Origin of the sequence: Alistipes sp. CAG:268, assembly GCA_000434235.1 — a bacterium.
In the GTDB taxonomy this organism is placed as follows: domain Bacteria; phylum Bacteroidota; class Bacteroidia; order Bacteroidales; family Rikenellaceae; genus Alistipes; species Alistipes avistercoris.
Genome location: FR892023.1, coordinates 88326 through 107488 on the forward strand (window position 1 = coordinate 88326; position 19163 = coordinate 107488).

A 19163-nucleotide genomic window follows, 5' to 3' on the forward strand; every position below is an offset into this window, starting at 1 on the left:
CTCCCCGTAGAGCAGGGCGGCCTTCTCGCGGTTGCGGCGGTAGATCTCCTCCACGCCGCCGATTGACTTGAGCCAGCAGAGCGTCTCCTTGAGCACGTAGATCGGGAATACGGGAGGCGTGTTGAACATCGAGTTGTTCTCGACATGGGTGCGGAACGAAACCATCGTCGGCAGGTCGCGCACGATGCGGTCGAGCATGTCCTCGCGGATGATGGCGAAGGCGACACCGGCCGGAGCCAGGTTCTTCTGCGCACCGCCGTAGATCATGGCGTATTTCGAAACATCGACCGGACGCGACAGGATGTCGGACGACATGTCGGCGATCAGGGGCACCGGCGAGTCGATATCCTCGTGGTATTCGGTACCGTAGATCGTATTGTTCGAGGTGATGTGCAGGTAGTCCAGATCCTCGGGAATGGCGAAACCCTTCGGGATATAGGTGAAGTTGCGGTCCTCGGACGTAGCCAGAACCTCCACTTCGCCGTAACGCTTGGCCTCCTTGATGGCCTTCTTCGACCATACGCCCGTATTCACATAGCCGGCCTTCTTGCCGAGGAAGTTGGCAGCCACCTCATAGAAGAAGGTGCTCGCACCGCCGCCGATGTAGAAGATCTTGTAGTTGTCGGGGATCGAGAGCAACTCGCGGAAAAGACGGTCGGCCTCCTCCATCACGGCATCGAAATCCTTCGTGCGGTGGGAGATCGAGAGGACCGAAAGCCCCGATCCGTTGAAGTCAAGAACTGCCTTGGCGGCCTTTTCGATCACCTCGTCGGCCAGGATCGAAGGTCCAGCATTGAAATTGTGCTTTTTCATAATCGTATGGATTTTTGAGTGTCGCTTGCGCACTGTTAGTTTACTAACACAAATATAAACAAAAAAAAATTGATTTCTGCAACTCCTGGCCAAATAAATTTTACAACCTGCAACCAAGAGCTCCCTTTTTGAATAGTTTTTATTATTTTTGCCAAAATTTAACGTCCAGCCATGGTAAAATCGATGACAGGCTTCGGCAAGAGCGAAGCCACGCTCCCGAATCGCAAAATCTCGGTGGAGATCCGCTCGCTGAACTCCAAGCAGCTCGATCTCGGCATGCGCCTCCCGGCCATCTACCGCCAGTCGGAATACGAAATCCGCAACATCGTAGCCCGCACGCTCCTGCGCGGCAAGGTCGATCTCTTCGTCACGGTCGAATCACAGGCCGTCGAAACCTCGGCCCATATAAATAAGGAGGCCTTTGCCGCCTATGCCGCCGAACTGCGCCAGACGGCCCGGGCCGCAGGGCTCGAAACCGACACCCGGGAGTGGGACGCCGCAGCAACACACGCGATCCTGCGGCTGCCCGACGTGGTATCGACCGAGACCGAAAACGTCCCGGAAGAGGAGCATGCCGCTCTGCTCGCGGCCGTTGAGGAGGCCTGCAACCGCCTCGACGAATTCCGCAGGCAGGAGGGTGAGATCCTCATCGCCGACCTGCTGCGCCGCGTCGATCTGATCGAACACTACAAAGGGGAGGTCGAGCCCTTCGAGAAGGCCCGCACCGAGACGATCCGCGCACGGATTCTGGACAACCTCTCGAAACTCCCGGTCGAGGTGGACCGCAACCGCCTCGAGCAGGAGATGATCTTCTACCTCGAGAAACTCGACATCACCGAGGAGAAGGTGCGCCTGACCAACCACTGCCGCTACTTCCGCGAGGTGGCCGGCGGTGAGGAGGCCGCGGGCCGCAAGCTGGGATTCATCGCCCAGGAGATGGGCCGCGAGATCAACACCCTCGGCTCGAAGGCCAACGAATCGAACATGCAGATCCTCGTCGTGAAGATGAAGGACGAGCTGGAAAAGATCAAGGAACAGGTACTCAACATACTCTGATGGGAAAGGTCATCATATTTTCGGCCCCGAGCGGATCGGGCAAGACAACGATCGTCCACCGGCTGCTGGAGCGCTATCCGCAGCTCGAGTTCTCGATTTCGGCCACCAGCCGTGCACCCCGCGGGGCGGAGCGCGACGGCGTGGACTACTATTTCCTCTCGCAGGAGGCCTTTGCCGCGGCCGTGGCCGAGAGCCGCTTCGTGGAGTGGGAGGAGGTCTACAAGGGCACCTGCTACGGCACGCTGCGCAGCGAGGTGGAGCGCATCTGGCAGAAGGACCACGTGATCGTATTCGACGTGGACGTGCTGGGCGGCATCAACCTCAAGCACATCTTCGGTCAGGACGCCTGCTCGGTCTTCATCATGCCCCCCTCGGTCGAGGAGCTGCGGCGCCGCCTCGAGGGGCGCGGCACGGACTCACCCGAGGCGATCGACCGCCGCGTGGCAAAGGCCGAGTTCGAGCTGACGAAGGCCCCGGAGTTCGACCACACGGTCGTCAATGACCGCCTCGACGACGCCGTCGAAGAGACGTGCGCCATCCTTGACGCCTTTATCAACAGGTGACCATGAAGCGCGTGATGCTCTATTTCGGGTCATTCAACCCCGTGCACAAGGGCCACATCGCACTGGCCGAACACGTCATCGACCGGCAGCTGTGCGACGAGGTCGTACTCGTCGTATCGCCCCAAAGCCCCTACAAGGAGGCCGGGGAGCTGGCTCCCGAACTGGACCGTTTCGAGATGGCCGAGATCGCCTGCGCCGCCTCGAAATACCCCGAGCGGATCAAGCCCTCGGTGGTGGAGTTCCTGCTGCCGAAACCCTCCTATACGATCGACACGCTGCGCTATCTGAAGGAGAACCACGGAGCGCAGATGCGCTTCTCGATCCTCATGGGCGGCGATCAGATCGCCCGCCTCGACGGATGGAAGGAGTACGAGCGGATCCTCGAATACCCGGTCTACGTCTACCCGCGGCGCGGGGCCGACACCTCGCGCTTTGCCGACCGCACGACGCTGCTCGAGGACGCCCCGCTGCAGGAGTTCGCCGCAACGGAGGTCCGCAACCGCATCGGGCTGGGCGAGGATGTGAGCGCCATGCTGGAACCCGCCGTGGCGGACTACATCCGCCGCAAGGGGCTGTGGAGCCCCGCCTCGCGGATCGAGGCACTCACGGCAGCGATCGCCGCAGAGCCCGAAAACCCGGCACTCTACCTCGAGCGCGGACGCCTGCACTACCGCCTCAACGCCTGGGGGCCGGCACTCAACGACTTCAACCGCGTGCTGGCGATCGACCCCGGGAACGCCGAGGCCCGGCAGTATACGGGTATGGTGCAGGAGATCCTCGACTTCCGCTACAAAGACATTTACAACCCCTGACGGCACACGGGCCGCGCACCGCAAAGGTCCGCCGCACGGAGTCCCGGGCGCACACGGGTCAGACCGCCGGCGCATGCCGGCAACAACACAACCACACGAACGATGGAAAAACTCAAAATCGCCCTCCTGGCGGGCGGCGACTCCCCCGAGCGGGAGATCGCTCTCCAGAGCGCCGCGCAGATCGAAGCGGCGCTCGACCACACGAAATACGACATCACGGTCATCGACCTGCACCACCGCGACTGGCACTGCACGACCCCCGACGGACGGCAGTGGCAGGTGGACAAGAACGACTTCTCGGTGACGATCGACGGTGAGCGCAAGGCATTCGACTATGCGCTGATCATCATCCACGGAACCCCGGGCGAGGACGGCAGGCTGCAGGGCTACCTCGACATGATGGAGATTCCCTACTCGTCGTGCTCGATGACCTCGTCGGTCATCACCTTCGACAAGATCACCACCAAGCGTACGCTGGCCGGGCGCGGCATCAACCTCGCCCGCGAACTCTTCCTGCGCCGCGGCGAGGAGATCGACACCGCCGCAATCGTCGAAAAGCTGGGCATGCCGCTCTTCGTGAAGCCCAACGCCAACGGATCGTCGTTCGGCGTGACGAAGGTGCACACCCCCGAGGAGCTCCCGGCCGCCATCGCCACGGCCTTCGCACAGGGCGACGAAATCCTCGTCGAGGAGTGCATCACGGGCCGCGAGATGGGCTGCGGCGTGATGGTCGCCGGCGGCCGCGAATACCTCTTCCCCATCACGGAGATCGTCCCCAAAAAGGACTTCTTCGACTACGAGGCCAAGTACACGGCCGGCTGCTCCGAGGAGATCACCCCCGCGCGGATCTCGCCCGAGGTGAAGGCCGAGCTCAACCGCATGACCCTCGAGGCCTACCGCACGTGCCGCTGCTCGGGCGTCGTGCGCGTGGACTTCATCGTCACGCCCGAAGGCAAGCCCTATTTCATCGAGCTCAACTCGATCCCGGGCATGAGCGCCGGGAGCATCGTCCCCAAGCAGGTGCGCGCCATGGGCATGACCGTCGGGGAGCTGTTCGACATCATCATCGCCGACACCTGCCGCAAATGATCGAGATCGACGACAAAATCGTGAGCGCCGACCTGCTGCGCGAATGCTTCGCCTGCGACCTGGCGCAGTGCAAGGGCATCTGCTGCGTGGAGGGCAACGCCGGTGCACCGCTCGAAGAGGACGAGGTCAAGATCCTCGAACGCGAATACCCCAACTACCGCTCCTGCATGACCCCCGAGGGGATCGAGGCGGTCGAGCGGCAAGGGTTCACGGTCGTGGACGAGGAAGGCGACCTGACGACCCCGCTGGTCAATGACGCCGAATGCGCCTATGCCTACACGGAGAACGGAGTGACGCTCTGCGCCATCGAAAAGGCGTGGCAGGAGGGCAGGACCCCCTTCCGCAAACCGATCTCGTGCCACCTCTATCCGATCCGCCTGATGCGCTTCTCGAACGGGACCATCGGGCTGAACTACCACCGCTGGTCGGTCTGCGCCCCGGCCCGCCGTTGCGGCGCACGGCTCGGAATCCCGGTCTACAAGGCCCTGCGCGAGCCGATCATCCGCCGCTTCGGCCCAGAGTTCTACCAGGCCCTCGAAGCCGCCGAGGCCCTGCTGAAAAACAAATAACACGGAAAAACCCGAACGCATGAAAAAATACCTGTTGATCCTGGCCGCCGCCTCGCTTGCCTGCAGCGCCGCGGCCCATACCCCCCGCAATCCCCGGAAGACCCGTGCGGCCCGCCTCGAGGCCGCCGAACGCGCCGCCGACTCGCTGCGCGCCGTCACGGCCCTTCAGGCCGCCCTCATCGACTCGCTGCAATGCCTCTCGGCATGCCCCGAGGAGGAAGAGGAGTATACGGACGAGACGTCCGCACCCGAGATCGACACTCGCACGCCCGAGGAGATCGCCGCCGACTCGGTGGCCGACATGCGCCGCCGCATGGAGCGCAAGGAGATCCACTCGACCTTCGAGACCGACGACCTCGCGGTCATCGACACCCTCTCATCGGGCAACGACGCCCTCTACGTCGTGCTCTTCGGCGACAACTCCTGGAAATATGTCCGCAACCGCGAAGTGGCCAAGGACAGCACGATCTTCGAGAAGTACTGGGATACGAAATCACTCTTCCCGTACAGCAGCGTGACGAAGGCCGACATTCCCGAGTCGGTGGTCGTCACCCTCGTGGACTCCACGTCGGGATTCCACTATCCCTACAAGGGTGCGGTCAATCCGCGCGGCAAGTTCGGCGTGCGCCGGGGACGCCGCCACCAGGGGGTCGATCTGCCGCTCAAGATGCGCGACACGATCTACGCCACCTTCAGCGGCCGCGTGCGCATCTCGCAGTCGGTGCGCGGCTACGGCAACCTGATTATCATCCGCCACGACAACGGGCTGGAGACCTACTACGGCCACCTCTCCGAGCGGCTCGTCGAACCCAACCAGTGGGTCGAGGCGGGCGACATCATCGGCCTGGGCGGCTCCACCGGGCGTTCCACCGGACCCCACCTGCACTTCGAGACCCGCTACTACGGGCAGTCGTTCGACCCCGAGCGGCTGATCGACTTCAAGCGCGGCATCCTCAACCGCGAGGTCTTCCTGCTCAAGCGCTCGTTCCTGAGCATCTACTCCAATGCCGGGCAGGACTTCGACGACGAGGAGGCCAACGAGAGGCAGGACAAGCAGGAGGCTGCCGAGCGCGCCGCCATGCGCTACCACAAGATCCGCTCGGGCGACACGCTGGGACACCTGGCCGTGAAGTACGGCACGACCGTGAAGAAGATCTGCGCCCTGAACGGCATCAAACCGACCACCGTGCTGCGCATCGGGCGCACGCTGCGCGTGCGGTAGCGGTTCCGGACCGAAGACAAAGAAGAACAGGCGCCTTCCCCGAGCGGGAGAAGGCGCCTGTTTGGCATTGCGGCGGAAGAGGGCGGTGGACGCGGCTACCGTTTGCCCTCGATGGCATCCACGGCGTCGATCACCGCTGCACGGAATCCCCGCCGCTCGAGTTCGGCCACACCGACGATCGTCGTGCCGCCCGGCGAGCAGACATCATCCTTCATCGCCCCGGGGTGGCGGTCGGTCTCGAGCTGCAGACGCGCCGTGCCCGCAAGCATCCGGCTCGCCATGCGGTAGGCATCCGCACGCGGAATGCCGTGCTTGACGGCCGCATCGCCCAGCGCCTCGATGAACATCGCGACGAAGGCCGGACCGCATCCGCACACCGTGCCGGCAACGCCCAGCAGCGGGGTATCGACCCGGAAAAGCATGCCGACATGCGACAGCAGCTCCTCGACCGCCGCACGCTGCGCCTCGGAAAGCGAGTCGCGCCGCTCGCAGACGATGATCCCCTCGCCGACGGCCACCGGAGTGTTGGGGACCGTGCTCAGGTGGGCCGTTCCGGGCAGGAGCATCCGTTCGTAATCGTCGAAGGTGACACCCGCGGCGACCGACACGACGATCCGGCCGGCGAGCCGTTCGCGGATCGGGACAACGACCGTTTCGACCTGATGGGGCTTGACGGCCACGACGACCACATCGGCGAATGTCGCCACCTCCTCCGCGCAGTCGAATGCCCGGAATCCATGGGGTTCCGTATTGCGGCGCAGTTTGGCGGCATCGCGCGCACAGGCCCCGATCCGGTCGGGCGACAGCGCCCCGGTGCGCACGAAGCCCCGGGCAAGGGCCTGCGCCATGTTACCGAATCCGATAAAACCTACCTTCATATCTTTCATGTCTTGTTTTTCTGTTTTCAGGAATCGCCCCGCAAGCCGGCATTGCGGAACAGGCGCTCATTTCGAATAGTCGCGCTCTCCGAAGATCGACGAACCGACACGCACCATCGTAGAACCGCAGGCGACAGCCAGACGGAAATCATGCGACATGCCCATCGAGAGGGTATCGAAGTCCGTACCGAACGCCGAACGCAGGAGGTCGAAGCAGCGGCGGAGCTCATTGAAATCGCGGCGGATCACCGCCTCGTCGTCGGTGTTGGTGGCGATGCCCATCACCCCGCGCACACGCAGGTTCGGCAGCGTCGAGAAGAGGCCCGACTCCACACAGGGAAGCAGTTCGGCGATGTCCCAGCCCGTCTTGGTCTCCTCCTGCGCCACATGGATCTCGAGCAGGATGTCGATCACGCGGCCGCACTTGGCCGCCTCCTTCTGGATCGCCTCGGCCAGACGCGCGCTGTCCACCGACTGGATCATCCGCACGAACGGCGCAATGTACTTGATCTTGTTGGTCTGCAGGTGGCCGATCATGTGCCACTCGATATCCTTGGGCAGAAGTTCGTACTTCTCGCGCAGCTCCTGCGGACGGCTCTCGCCGAAGAGGCGCTGCCCGGCATCGTAGGCTTCGCGGATGAGCTCCGCAGGATGGGTCTTCGAGACGGCGACGAGCGTCACCCCCTCGGGCAGTTCGGCCCGCACACGGGCCAGACGGGATGCGGTTTCAGACATGTTCTTGCGATTTGGAAACAAAAATAGGGAAAATTCGCGCAAAACGGTACGGGCCCGGGGATTTTTCCCGGGCCCGCAGGATGATTTTCCGCAACGACCAGAATGATTTTCCGCAACGGAAAGGCTGCCGAAAGGCTATTGCACCCCGACCAGTGCCGAGCACCCCTCGGGTGCGGCGAAGGTGTACACGTCGCCGCCGAGCGGATCGAAGCCGTGGATCATCCGCCTGTCGCCGTCTCCGCACAGCAGCCAGACCGTCGCCGGCATGCCGTCGGCCGCGGCCAGCTCCGTTAGCGAGAGCGCCGTCCCGGGAAGTTCGGCAAGGGTCTCGCCGAGGCTTCCCTCCACAGGGTCGAAACGCCGCAGGAAGGTCGTCCCGCCGGCCGACAGGGCATAACCCCCAAAGAGTTCGTACCCCTCCGCATCATCGCTCCGGCGGCCGACTCCCCGGAACGGGATCAGCGCATCGGCCCCGACTGCCGGACCGACCTGCAAACCGCCCGTGAGGCTCAACTCCAGCGGAGCCCGCGTCCCGTCCAGCAGGCGGAGCGCCGACAGCAGCAGGGTGGAGGAGGCACGCACGACCGGATACGGCTCGAGCATCTCCACAGAAAGGCTCTCGGGCAGGTTCCACATGCGGGAGCCCGAACCGGACATCACGAGTTGTCCCGGCTCCTTGCCCCGGCCGAAGCGGAAGACCTCGCCGGGATTGACCGTCCCCAGGGCCAGCCAGCCGCCCTCCTCCGGCGTCGGGCGGTGTGTCACCAGGTCGATGGCGACAAGGCGGCCGTCACCGTCGAGGCCCGAAAGAATCCCCGACCCGGAGGCGCTCACCACCGAGTGGAGCGGTCCGACGGCAACGGGCTTCCCGAAGGGTGCGGCATCGCCCGTCGCGGGGTCGATCCGCACCGGCTGCATCGTTCCCGCTCCGGACAGGACCAGTGCATAGAGGCCCGGTTCGTGCACTCCGTCGGCAACCCGGATCCGGCCCAGCGTCTGCATGTCGCCCCCGCGGAAGAGGATGACCGAAACGGTCGAGGCAGGGTAGTGCGCCGGGGCCAGGAAGGAGACGGAATGCTCCGTGAGGGCGGTCACGGTCCCGAAAACGCCCTTGGCATAGCCCTCGGGCGCGAAGGAGCCGGAGCCTCCGGTCCAATGGATCTCGAAGAGGATCCGGTCGTCCGGAGCGAACCCTTCGCCCGTCACGGTGAGCTCCGCACCGGGTGCATACGGTTCGGCACCGGAGGGCATGACCACGCCGGAGACCAATTGTTCGGCGGGGCCGTTTTCGTGCATGCCGCACGCGACGGGCAGGAGCACACAGGCGGCCAACACCGCCATGACACGACATAGATACATGATATACAATGATTTAATCCACCTCCGAACCGGGGGGGGGAGGGTCCGCCGGTCTGCGGACCGTCAGCAAACGGAACAAAAATACGGATTTTTTGCCGTTCCGGAATAGTTTTTTATCTTTACGCTGCAAAACAAAAAAAGTCTATGAAAAACATCCGGGCGATTCTTGCAGCGACGGCTCTCGTCGCATACGGCACGGCTTCGGCCTGCACCAACTTCATCATCACAAGGGGAGCCTCGACCGACGGTTCGGTGATGGTCTCCTACGCGGCCGACTCGCATGCGCTCTACGGAGCGCTCTACCACACGGCGGGCGGCAAACACATGAAAGGGGCGATCCTCCCCGTATACGAATGGGACACGGGCCGCTACCTGACCGACATCCCGCAGGTCGCGGAGAGCTACTCGACCGTGGGGAACATGAACGAGCACTCGCTCATCATCGCCGAGACGACCTTCGGCGGACGCGAGGAGCTCACCGACCCGGCCGGACAGATCGACTACGGGTCGCTCATCTACATCACGCTGCAGCGTGCCAGGACCGCCCGTGAAGCCATTGCGACGATCGTCGAGCTGGCCAACACCTACGGTTATGCCTCGAGCGGCGAGTCGTTCTCGATCGCCGACACCGAGGAGGCGTGGATCATGGAGCTCATCGGCAAGGGCAGCCAGCCCGACGAGCAGGGCAACAACACGCGCAAGGGCATCGTCTGGGTGGCCCGCCGCATTCCCGACGGTTGCGTCTCGGCACACGCCAACCAGGCCCGCATCACGACCTTCCCGTTCGACGACCCCGAGAACTGCCTCTATGCCCCCGACGTGGTGACCTTCGCCCGCGAGATGGGCTACTTCGACGGCAAGGACGAGGAGTTCAGCTTCGCCGACGCCTACTGCCCGGCCGACTTCGGGACCGTGCGCGGCTGCGACGCCCGCGTCTGGGCCTTCTTCCGCACCGTGGCCGACGGAATGGACGCCTATGAGGACTACGCCATGGGATACAATCTCGAAAACCGTATGCCGCTGTGGGTGAAGCCCCGCACGAAGGTGTCGCCCAAGACCGTCTTCGACTGCATGCGCGACCACTACGAGGGCACGCCGATGGACATGACCCGCGACCTGGGGGCCGGAGGCCACAACTGCCCCTACCGCTGGCGCCCGATGACCTTCGAGGTGGACGGCGTCGAATACCTCAACGAACGCGCCACGGCCACGCAGCAGACCGGTTTCTGGTTCGTGGCACAGGCCCGTCCCGAGGTGGCGCCCGACATGGGCATCCTCTGGTTCGGCGTGGACGACGCCGCCACGTCGTGTCTGACACCGATCTACTGCTCCGCAAGCGAGGTGCCCGAGTGTTTCCGCGAGGGCAACGGCTCGATGCTCGAATACTCGCCGACGTCGGCATTCTGGCTCTTCAACCGCGTGACGAATTTCGCCTACATGCGCTACGACATGATCTCGGCCGACATCCGCAAGGTCGTGGACGCCTGGGAAAACGGATTGCTCGAGCAGGTGGCCGAGGTCGATGCCAAGGCCCAGGTGCCCGCCTCGAAGCAGGGCCGCAACCGCATCCTCACCACCTTCAGCGTGGAGACGGCACAGAAGCTGTTCGACCGCTGGTCGAAACTTGACAAGTACCTGCTCATCAAATACATGGACGGCAACGTGAAGAGCGAGCACGGCGATGTGCTCGACTACCTCGACGGCAATGCCGGGGCGGCACACTTCGTGGAGAACGGCAACGGACGCCAGATTCCGGACAAGATCCAGTTCCCGGGCTACAACGAGAAGTGGAAGCGCGCTGTGGCGGCCGACAACGGCGAGGTACTCAAAGTGGTGAAATAGCATCCGTGCCGCGGCATCCGCATCCCGACCTCCCGGGTACGGGATGCGGGCGCCGGGCGCGACAAACGCAAGATCGGATATGAAATACGACATCATCATCGTCGGCAGCGGCCCCGGCGGATACGTGGCCGCCATCCGCGCCGCACAGCTGGGGCGGAAAGTGGCGCTCGTGGAGCGCGCCGAAGCCGGAGGCGTATGCCTCAACTGGGGGTGCATCCCCACCAAGGCGCTGCTCAAGAGCGCACAGGTCTACGGCTACTGCCGCAACGCCGAACACTACGGACTGGAACTCGCGGGCGAAGTGCGCCCCGACCTGGCCAGGATCGTCGCCCGCTCGCGCGCCGTGGCCGAAACCATGTCAAAGGGCGTGCAGTTCCTGCTGCGCAAGAACCAAATCGACCTGATCGCCGGGTTCGGACGCCTCGTCGCCCCCGGACGCCTCGACGTGGAGGGCACCGAGTATGAGGCCGACCACATCATCCTGGCTACCGGGGCACGCCCCCGCGAGATGCCCTTCATGCCCGTGGACGGCGAGCACGTCATCACCTCGAAGCAGGCCCTCACGCTCGACCGCCTGCCCGGGGAGATGATCGTCGTCGGATCGGGAGCCATCGGCAGCGAGTTTGCCTGGTTCTACGCCTCGCTGGGCGTCAAGGTGACCGTCATCGAGTACATGCCCCGCATGATGCCGCTCGAGGACGAGGAGGTGTCGAAGGCCATGGAGCGCGCCTTCCGCAAACTGCGGGCCTCGGTACTCACGGGCACCACGGTCAAGGCCGTGCGGGTCAATGGCGAGGGTCGCTGCGAGGTGGAGATCGAAGGCAGGAAGGGGGCGGAGACCCTCTCGGCCGACATCGTCCTCTCGGCCGTCGGCATCCAGTCCAACATCGAGGGAATCGGACTCGAGGAGCTGGGCGTCGCGGTCGAGCGCGGCAAGGTGGCGGTGGATTCCTTCTACCGCACGAACGTGCCGGGCATCTACGCCATCGGCGACATCGTGCCGGGTCCGGCACTGGCCCACGTCGCTTCGGCTGAGGGCATCTGCTGCGTGGAGGCCATCTGCGGGCTGAACCCCGAGCCGGTGGACTACACGACCATCCCCTCGTGCGTCTTCACGCAACCCGAGGTGGCATCGGTCGGCATGACCGAGCAGCAGGCCGCCGAACGGGGTCTCGCGGTGAAGATCGGACGCTTCCCCTTCACGGCCTCGGGCAAGGCCACGGCAGCCGGCGACCGCGACGGGTTCGTAAAGCTGATCTTCGACGAGGAGGAGCGCCTGCTGGGCGCCCACATGGTCGGCGCGTCGGTGACGGAGATGCTGGCCGAGCCGACCCTGGCCCGCACGCTCGGCGCCACGGCCCACCGGATCGCCCGCACGATCCATGCCCATCCGACGATGAACGAAGGCATCATGGAGGCCGCCGAGGCCGCCCTGGGGGCCGCGATCCATCTGTAGGCGCCGCCGCAACGGAAAAACGGCGAGGGCTGCTTCCGGTCTCCCGGAGGCAGCCCTCGTTTCATCTTCCGACCGACAAAACGGCCGGCAAGGGTCCAAGGCCGCGGCGTGCCGCAACGACGGGGATTCAGGGGCGGTCGAACGGCATGAAACAACGGGCCTCGAAGATCCCGGCAGGATAGCGTACGTCGCTCAGGAAGAGGCCCTGCGCCGGGGCGCCGGCGCTCGACCGCGACAGGTCGCGGCTCTCGACGATCGCACGGAACTCTTCGGGGGTGTAACGTCCGCGCCCCACATCGACCAGCGTGCCGACGATCGACCGCACCATGTTGCGCAGGAAGCGGTCCGCACGGATCGTGAAGCGCAGCAGGTCGCCGTCGGCCTGCCAGTCGGCCCGCAGGATCCGGCAGATGTTCGTCCGGTTGTTCGAGTTGAGCTTGGCGAACGACGTGAAGTCGTCGTACTCGAGCAACGAGGCGGCCGCACGGTTCATCCGCTCGAGGTCGAGCGGCACGTAGTACTGCCACGTGGCGTGGCGCGTAAAGGGATTCTTGCGCGTCTCGATGAAGTAGCGGTATTCGCGCTCGCGGGCGTCGAAGCGTGCATGGGCCCCGTCGGGCACGGGGGTCATGCCCAGCACGGAGATGTCGCCCGGCAGCAGGAAATTAAGTTTGTAGACCGTCCGCCCGGGATCCGCGACGGGTTGCGACACGTCGCAGTGGGCCACATAGTAGGAGGCGTTCACCCCCGTATCGGTACGGCCGGCGCCGGTCACCTCCAGCTGCTCGCGCAGCAGGGTCGAGAGCGCCCGTTCGAGGGTCTGCTGCACCGACGGCTGGTCGGGCTGACGCTGCCAGCCGCAATAGGCGGCGCCGTTGTATCGGAGTTCGAGGAAATAGCGCATCGGAATCGTATTTTGCCGGGGACAAAGATACGAAAATTTCCGTCGCCCCGTTTTCCGGGCGCATCGCATCCAAATACCCGCCGCGCATTTGGATTCCAAATTAAATTCGTATCTTTGCGGGAAATCAATTTTTTCGCCCCGGCCGCCCTGCGGCGGGCCGCGGAGCAGGCATGCGGCGACAAGCCGGCCGTGCGTCCGGGTCTGCGGAAGGGGAGAGGGGCGGAGACGAAAAACGACGAAAAAGATGAAGGCAGCCATCATAGGATACGGCAAAATGGGGCGCGAGATCGAGACCATCCTCCGCGAGCGGGGACACGAGGTCGCGCTGATTATCGACATGGACAACGCCGCGGAGCTCGACGCCGCGCATCTGCAGGGAATCGACGTGGCGCTGGAGTTCACCACACCGGCGACCGCCTACCGCAACATCCGCACCTGCATCGAGTGCGGGACCCCGGTGGTGAGCGGCACGACCGGCTGGACCGACCGTCTGCCCGAACTGCAGGCGCTGTGCCGCGAGCGCGGCGGGGCGCTCTTCTACGCCTCGAACTACTGCCTGGGCGTAAACCTGATGTTCCGCCTGAACCGGCAGCTGGCAGAGATGATGAACCGCGTGGGCGGCTACGAGGTGCGCATCGAGGAGGTCCACCACACCCAGAAGAAGGACGCCCCGAGCGGTACGGCCATCACGCTGGCCGAGGGGATCATCGACCGGCTCGACACCAAGCAGGGGTGGGTCAATTACGCCCCGGGGATCGAGCATGCCGCCAACCGCGTGGAGCGGAGCGAGGAGACTCCCGCCGACTGTGTGGAGATCCGTTCGGTCCGCGAGGGCGCCGTGCCGGGCATCCACACCGTAAGCTACGAATCGGAGGACGACCGGCTCGAAATCCGCCACACGATCAAGAACCGCCGCCCGCTGGCCGCCGGCGCCGTCGTGGCCGCGGAGTTCCTCTGCGGAAAGAGGGGCGTATACGGCATGGACGATCTGCTGAAATAATCGAAACAACCGACTCGACATGGGAAAAATCAAGGCTTTCTTCCGCAACCGATGGGTGGGCTTCACGCTGGCTGCCCTGCTCTATACGCTCTGGTTCGTGGTGTGGACCGGCAACCTCTGGCTGCTGCTCGGTCTGCCGGTGATCTACGACCTCTACATCTCGCGCTGGTTCTACCGCCACGTGTGGAGCCACAACCGCCGGCTCTGCGAACGCAGCAAGAGCTACAAGGTCATCTACGAGTGGGTCAATGCCATCGTCTTCGCCACGGTCGTCGCCTCGCTCGTGCACATCTTCGTCTTCCAGATGTACGTCATCCCCACCTCGTCGATGGAGAAATCGCTGCTCGTGGGCGACTACCTCTACGTGAGCAAGGTGACCTACGGACCCCAGATGCCCAACACGCCGCTCTCGTTCCCGTTCGTGCACCACACGATGCCCTTCTCGGAGACCAAAAAGTCCTACTCCGAGGCCGTGAAGTGGCCCTACCACCGCCTGAAGGGGCTACGGCCGATCCGCCGCAACGACGTGGTGGTCTTCAACTTCCCGGCCGGCGACACGGTCCTGCTCGAAAACCAGGCGGTCACCTACTACGACGTGCTGCGCAGCTACGAGGAGTCGTTCGGCCGCGAAGAGGGGCGCCGCCAGCTCAACGAGAAATATACGGTCATCAGCCGTCCGGTCGATAAACGCGAGAACTACATCAAGCGCTGCGTGGCCCTGCCGGGCGACTCGCTGGCAATCCGCGACGGACGGGTCTACGTGAACGGCACGGCCCAGGAGCCCATTGCGGGCATCCAGTACACCTATCTGGTGCAGACCTCGGCGCCCTTCTCGCAGTATGCCATCGACAACCTCGGCGTCACGGAGTACAGCGGCAACGGATCGTCGTACTACATGTCGCTGACGGCCGAGGCCGCCGGGAAGGTCGAGGCGCTCAAGAACGTCATCTCGATCCGCCGCTACGTCTATACCCCCAACGACGACGTCTTCCCGCAGTGGGGCGACGCCCGCTGGAGTCAGGACAACTACGGCCCGATCTGGATCCCGAAGCGGGGGGCCACGGTGCCGCTCACGACGGAGAACCTGCCCCTCTACCGCCGCATCATCGAGGCCTACGAAGGCCATGAGCTGGAGGTCGGCGACGACGGCGTGATCCGCATCGACGGGACCCCGGCCACAGAGTACACCTTCGCCATGGACTACTACTGGATGATGGGCGACAACCGCCACAACTCGGCCGACTCGCGCTTCTGGGGCTTCGTGCCCGAAGACCACATCGTCGGCAAGGCCTCGTTCGTCTGGCTGTCGCTCGACGCCAACAAGCGGTTCCCGGCCAACATCCGCTGGGAGCGAATCTTCAAAAAAGTCCGCTGACCCGTGGCCGAGGACGTCTACCGGACCATCGAGGCGCCGGCCGAGGCCGCCTGCCGGGAGCGGAGCAGCAAGTTCCTCTCCTACATCTACCCGGTATGCACCGAGGAGGAGATCCGCGAGCGGCTCGAGGCGCTCCGCAAACGCTACTTCGACGCCACGCACCACTGCTATGCGTGGCGGCTCGGCCCCCACGGCGAGACGTTCCGCGCCAACGACGACGGAGAGCCCTCGGGAACGGCCGGCAAGCCGATCCTCGGACAGCTGCTCTCGAACGAGCTCACGGAGTGTCTGGTGGTTGTGGTCCGCTACTTCGGCGGCACGAAACTCGGGGTCCCGGGGCTGATCGCCGCCTACCGCGAATCGGCCGCCGAGGCGATCGCCGCGGCCCGGATCGTCGAACGGACGGTAGACCGCAGGATCCGTGTGGATTTTCCCTATGTAGCGATGAACGACATCATGCGGGCGGTCAAGGAGATGCAGCCGCGGATCGTCGCACAGAACTTCGACAACCTCTGCACGATGCACCTCACGATCCGCGAGAGCCGCGCCGACGAACTCGTCGAACGGCTCCGCAAGGCGGGCGGCTCGACCGACGGCGACGCGCAGCAGAGAGGGTAGTCAAACAACAGAACCTAACGACGCGGGAGCGGCCGCACGGCCCCGGAAAGGGTGCAGCGGCACCTCCGACGCACTGAAAACATGGCAAACGATAACGTAATCCATATCAAGGGGGCCCGGGTCCACAACCTCCGCAACATCGACATCGACATCCCGCACGACCGGCTGGTCGTCGTCACGGGGCTCTCGGGCTCGGGGAAATCGACGCTGGCCTTCGACACGATCTTCGCCGAGGGGCAACGCCGCTACGTCGAGAGCCTGTCGGCCTATGCCCGCCAGTTCCTGGGCAAGATCAACAAGCCCGACGTGGACGTCATCTCGGGCATCGCACCGGCGATCGCCATCGAGCAGAAGGTCAATACGCGCAATCCCCGCTCGACGGTCGGCACGACCACCGAGATCTACGACTACCTGAAGCTGCTCTTCGCCCGCATCGGCCGCACCTACTCCCCCGTATCGGGACGGGAGGTGCGCTGCTACGACGTCGATGACGTCGCGGCCCGGATCCTCGCCCGCGGCGGCGAGCGGGTGGTGATCGCGGCCCCGCTGCAGCTGGCCGCCGGGCAGGGACTCATCGAGAAGCTCACGCTGCTGCTCGCGGACGGCCTGATGCGCGTCCATGCCGGCGGCCGGGTGCAGCTCATCGAGGATTTCATCCCCACGGTGGGCCCCGAAACGACCGCCGACGGGATCCGCGTAGTCGTGGACCGGCTCCGCGTGGCACAGGACGACGACACGCAGACCCGTGTGCGGGACTCGGTGGCCCGCGCCTTTTCCTACGGGGACGGGGTCTGCACCGTCCTGACGGACGACGCCGAGGAGGAGTTCTCGTCGCGCTTCGAGGCCGACGGCATCGAGTTCGAACACCCCACCGAGCACCTCTTCAGCTTCAACAACCCGCTCGGGGCCTGCCCCCGCTGCGAAGGGTACGGCAAGGTCATCGGCATCGACGAGGACCTGGTGATCCCCGACAAAAGCAAGACGATCTACGAGGACGCCATTGCCTGCTGGCGCGGCGAGACGATGCGCAAGTGGAAGCAGCTGCTCGTCGAGAACGCCCCGAAGTTCGGCTTCCCGATCCATACGCCGTTCCACGAGCTGACGCAGGAGCAGAAACGGCTGCTCTGGCGCGGCAACGAATATTTCCACGGACTCGACGAGTTCTTCGAGTACATCGACTCGGAGCGGCGCAAGATCCAGTTCCGCGTGATGAAGGCCCGCTACACGGGCAAGACCGTCTGCCCCGAGTGCGGCGGCTCGCGCCTGCGCCGCGAAGCGCTCTACGTGCGCGTCGGCGACCGCACGATCGCCCAGATAGTGGCGATGCCGGTGGACGAGCTGATCCCCTTCTTCAACGCGCTGCAGCTCGACGAACACGACACGAAAACCGCGGCGCGCATCCTGACCGAGATCCGCAACCGCCTGCAATACCTCGCGGACGTGGGGCTGGGATACCTCACGCTCGACCGCCTCTCCTCGACGCTTTCGGGCGGCGAGAGCCAGCGCATCAACCTCTCGACCTCGCTGGGCAGCAACCTCACCGGTTCGCTCTACATACTCGACGAGCCCTCGATCGGGCTTCACCCGCGCGACACGCACCGGCTGATCAAGGTCCTCGGGCAGCTGCGCGACTTGGGCAATACGGTGATCGTCGTCGAACACGAGGAGGAGGTGATCCGCGCCGCCGACTGGATCGTGGACATCGGACCCGAGGCGGGGTACAACGGCGGCAGGGTGGTCTTCAACGGCCCGCTGAACGACCTGATGCAGTGCACCGGGAGCCTGACGGCCGACTACCTCACCGGCCGCCGCTCGATCGCCGCACCGGCCATGCCCCGCGGCTGGAGCCACTCGATCACGATCCGCGGCGCCCGCGAGAACAACCTCCGCAACATCGACGTGCGGATCCCGCTCGGCGTGATGACGTGCATCACGGGGGTGAGCGGCTCGGGAAAATCGTCGCTGGCCAAGGGGATCCTCTATCCGGCACTGCGCCGGATGCTCTTCGACACGGGAGTCAAGCCGGGCGACTTCGACGGCATCGACGGCGACGTCGGGCTGCTCAAGTCGGTCGAGATGGTCGATCAGAATCCCATCGGAAAGTCGTCGCGCTCGAACCCCGTGACCTACATCAAGGCCTACGACGAGATCCGCAAACTCTACTCCGACCAGCCCTACGCCCAGCATACGGGTCTCGGGGCCTCGGCCTTCTCGTTCAACATCGCCGGAGGCCGCTGCGAGGAGTGTCAGGGCGAAGGGGTCATCAAGGTCTCGATGCAGTTCATGGCCGACGTCGAACTGGTCTGCGAGGCGTGCGGCGGAAAACGGTTCCGCGACGAGGTGCTCGAGGTGAAGTACCGCGGCAAGTCGATCTACGACGTGCTGGAGATGACCGTGGACGACGCCGTGGCCTTCTTCGGCGAGGATGCCGCTAACGCCACCTGCCGCAGGATCGTCGAACGCCTCCGTCCGCTGCAGGACGTCGGGCTGGGCTACGTGAAGCTGGGCCAGTCCTCCTCGACCCTCTCGGGCGGAGAGAGCCAGCGCGTCAAGCTCGCGTCGTTCCTCACCAAGGACTCGGCGCAGGGCGGCGTGATGTTCATCTTCGACGAGCCGACGACGGGACTCCATTTCCACGACATATCGAAGCTGCTGGCGGCCTTCGACGCCCTGATCGCCCGCGGCCACACGATCGTCATCGTCGAACACAACATGGAGATCATCAAGTGCGCCGACTGGGTCGTGGACCTCGGTCCCGAAGCGGGATCGGGCGGCGGCAGGGTAGTCTTCGAGGGAACGCCCCGCGAACTGGCGCAGTGCCCCGGCAGCCATACGGGCGAATTTCTGCGCCTGCACACCAAAATGTAACCAA

17 protein-coding genes are annotated in these 19163 nt (G+C 64.6%); 12 read left to right on the plus strand and 5 right to left on the minus strand.

All coding sequences use genetic code 11. The features are described from left to right. The coding region (gene serC / locus QZL63_RS11040) for a 3-phosphoserine/phosphohydroxythreonine transaminase (protein ID WP_290587203.1) at positions 1 to 813 on the minus strand (813 nt) is incomplete at its 3' end. A gap of 183 nt (positions 814 to 996) precedes the next feature. Between serC and QZL63_RS11045 the strand changes: the two genes are divergently transcribed. The 6 genes from QZL63_RS11045 to QZL63_RS11070 all read left to right on the plus strand — a co-directional run bounded on the left by QZL63_RS11045 (position 997) and on the right by QZL63_RS11070 (position 6124). Continuing rightward, on the plus strand, positions 997 to 1869 hold the full coding sequence (locus QZL63_RS11045) for a YicC/YloC family endoribonuclease (protein ID WP_290587266.1): 873 nt from the start codon (positions 997 to 999) through the stop codon (positions 1867 to 1869). Next, the gene (gene gmk, locus QZL63_RS11050; RefSeq protein WP_022309349.1) at positions 1869 to 2432 is read left to right on the plus strand and encodes a guanylate kinase; all 564 of its coding nucleotides are present in this window, start codon (positions 1869 to 1871) and stop codon (positions 2430 to 2432) included. Before QZL63_RS11045 ends, gmk begins: the two co-directional genes overlap by 1 nt. Before the next feature lie 2 nt (positions 2433 to 2434). Then, positions 2435 to 3244, plus strand: a complete 810-nt coding sequence (locus tag QZL63_RS11055) for a nicotinate-nicotinamide nucleotide adenylyltransferase (protein ID WP_022309350.1) — start codon at positions 2435 to 2437, stop codon at positions 3242 to 3244. Between the two features lie 102 nt (positions 3245 to 3346). Then, positions 3347 to 4333, plus strand: a complete 987-nt coding sequence (locus QZL63_RS11060; RefSeq protein WP_022309351.1) for a D-alanine--D-alanine ligase — start codon at positions 3347 to 3349, stop codon at positions 4331 to 4333. Then, a complete protein-coding gene (locus QZL63_RS11065; protein WP_022309352.1) occupies positions 4330 to 4902 on the plus strand; it encodes a DUF3109 family protein in 573 nt (190 codons plus the stop codon). The genes QZL63_RS11060 and QZL63_RS11065 overlap by 4 nt, the downstream gene beginning before the upstream one ends. A 19-nt stretch (positions 4903 to 4921) precedes the next feature. Further along, the gene (locus QZL63_RS11070; RefSeq protein ID WP_022309353.1) at positions 4922 to 6124 is read left to right on the plus strand and encodes a peptidoglycan DD-metalloendopeptidase family protein; all 1203 of its coding nucleotides are present in this window, start codon (positions 4922 to 4924) and stop codon (positions 6122 to 6124) included. Positions 6125 to 6219: 95 nt separating this feature from the next. Here the strand turns inward: QZL63_RS11070 and proC are convergent, their stop codons facing one another. The 3 genes from proC to QZL63_RS11085 form a co-directional block, all read right to left on the minus strand. Further along, complete coding sequence (gene proC, locus QZL63_RS11075) at positions 6220 to 7002, minus strand: pyrroline-5-carboxylate reductase (protein ID WP_290587206.1); 783 nt, start codon at positions 7000 to 7002, stop codon at positions 6220 to 6222. Positions 7003 to 7068: 66 nt separating this feature from the next. Beyond that, positions 7069 to 7737 (minus strand): YggS family pyridoxal phosphate-dependent enzyme, encoded by a 669-nt coding sequence (locus tag QZL63_RS11080; protein WP_022309355.1) that lies wholly within the window; start codon positions 7735 to 7737, stop codon positions 7069 to 7071. Positions 7738 to 7872: 135 nt separating this feature from the next. Beyond that, the gene (locus tag QZL63_RS11085; protein ID WP_022309356.1) at positions 7873 to 9096 is read right to left on the minus strand and encodes a DUF4784 family protein; all 1224 of its coding nucleotides are present in this window, start codon (positions 9094 to 9096) and stop codon (positions 7873 to 7875) included. A 144-nt stretch (positions 9097 to 9240) separates the two neighbouring features. Between QZL63_RS11085 and QZL63_RS11090 the strand changes: the two genes are divergently transcribed. Both QZL63_RS11090 and lpdA read left to right on the plus strand, forming a co-directional pair. Beyond that, on the plus strand, positions 9241 to 10938 hold the full coding sequence (locus QZL63_RS11090; protein ID WP_022309357.1) for a C69 family dipeptidase: 1698 nt from the start codon (positions 9241 to 9243) through the stop codon (positions 10936 to 10938). Between the two features lie 79 nt (positions 10939 to 11017). Further along, positions 11018 to 12394, plus strand: a complete 1377-nt coding sequence (gene lpdA, locus QZL63_RS11095; RefSeq protein WP_022309358.1) for a dihydrolipoyl dehydrogenase — start codon at positions 11018 to 11020, stop codon at positions 12392 to 12394. A gap of 127 nt (positions 12395 to 12521) precedes the next feature. On the opposite strand, the gene truA is transcribed toward lpdA, so the two are convergent. Further along, positions 12522 to 13298, minus strand: a complete 777-nt coding sequence (gene truA / locus QZL63_RS11100) for a tRNA pseudouridine(38-40) synthase TruA (protein ID WP_022309359.1) — start codon at positions 13296 to 13298, stop codon at positions 12522 to 12524. Positions 13299 to 13542: 244 nt separating this feature from the next. Here truA and dapB point away from each other — a divergent pair, with 244 nt between their 5' ends. The 4 genes from dapB (at position 13543) to uvrA (ending at position 19159) form a co-directional block, all read left to right on the plus strand. Next, positions 13543 to 14298: a 4-hydroxy-tetrahydrodipicolinate reductase gene (dapB, locus tag QZL63_RS11105; RefSeq protein ID WP_022309360.1), complete on the plus strand. Its 756-nt coding sequence runs from the start codon at positions 13543 to 13545 to the stop codon at positions 14296 to 14298. Positions 14299 to 14317: 19 nt separating this feature from the next. Next, positions 14318 to 15673, plus strand: a complete 1356-nt coding sequence (gene lepB, locus QZL63_RS11110; protein ID WP_022309361.1) for a signal peptidase I — start codon at positions 14318 to 14320, stop codon at positions 15671 to 15673. Positions 15674 to 15676: 3 nt separating this feature from the next. Continuing rightward, on the plus strand, positions 15677 to 16291 hold the full coding sequence (locus tag QZL63_RS11115) for an IMPACT family protein (protein ID WP_022309362.1): 615 nt from the start codon (positions 15677 to 15679) through the stop codon (positions 16289 to 16291). 81 nt (positions 16292 to 16372) lie between these two features. Beyond that, positions 16373 to 19159 (plus strand): excinuclease ABC subunit UvrA, encoded by a 2787-nt coding sequence (uvrA, locus tag QZL63_RS11120; RefSeq protein ID WP_022309363.1) that lies wholly within the window; start codon positions 16373 to 16375, stop codon positions 19157 to 19159. The last annotated feature ends 4 nt before the right edge of the window (positions 19160 to 19163 follow it).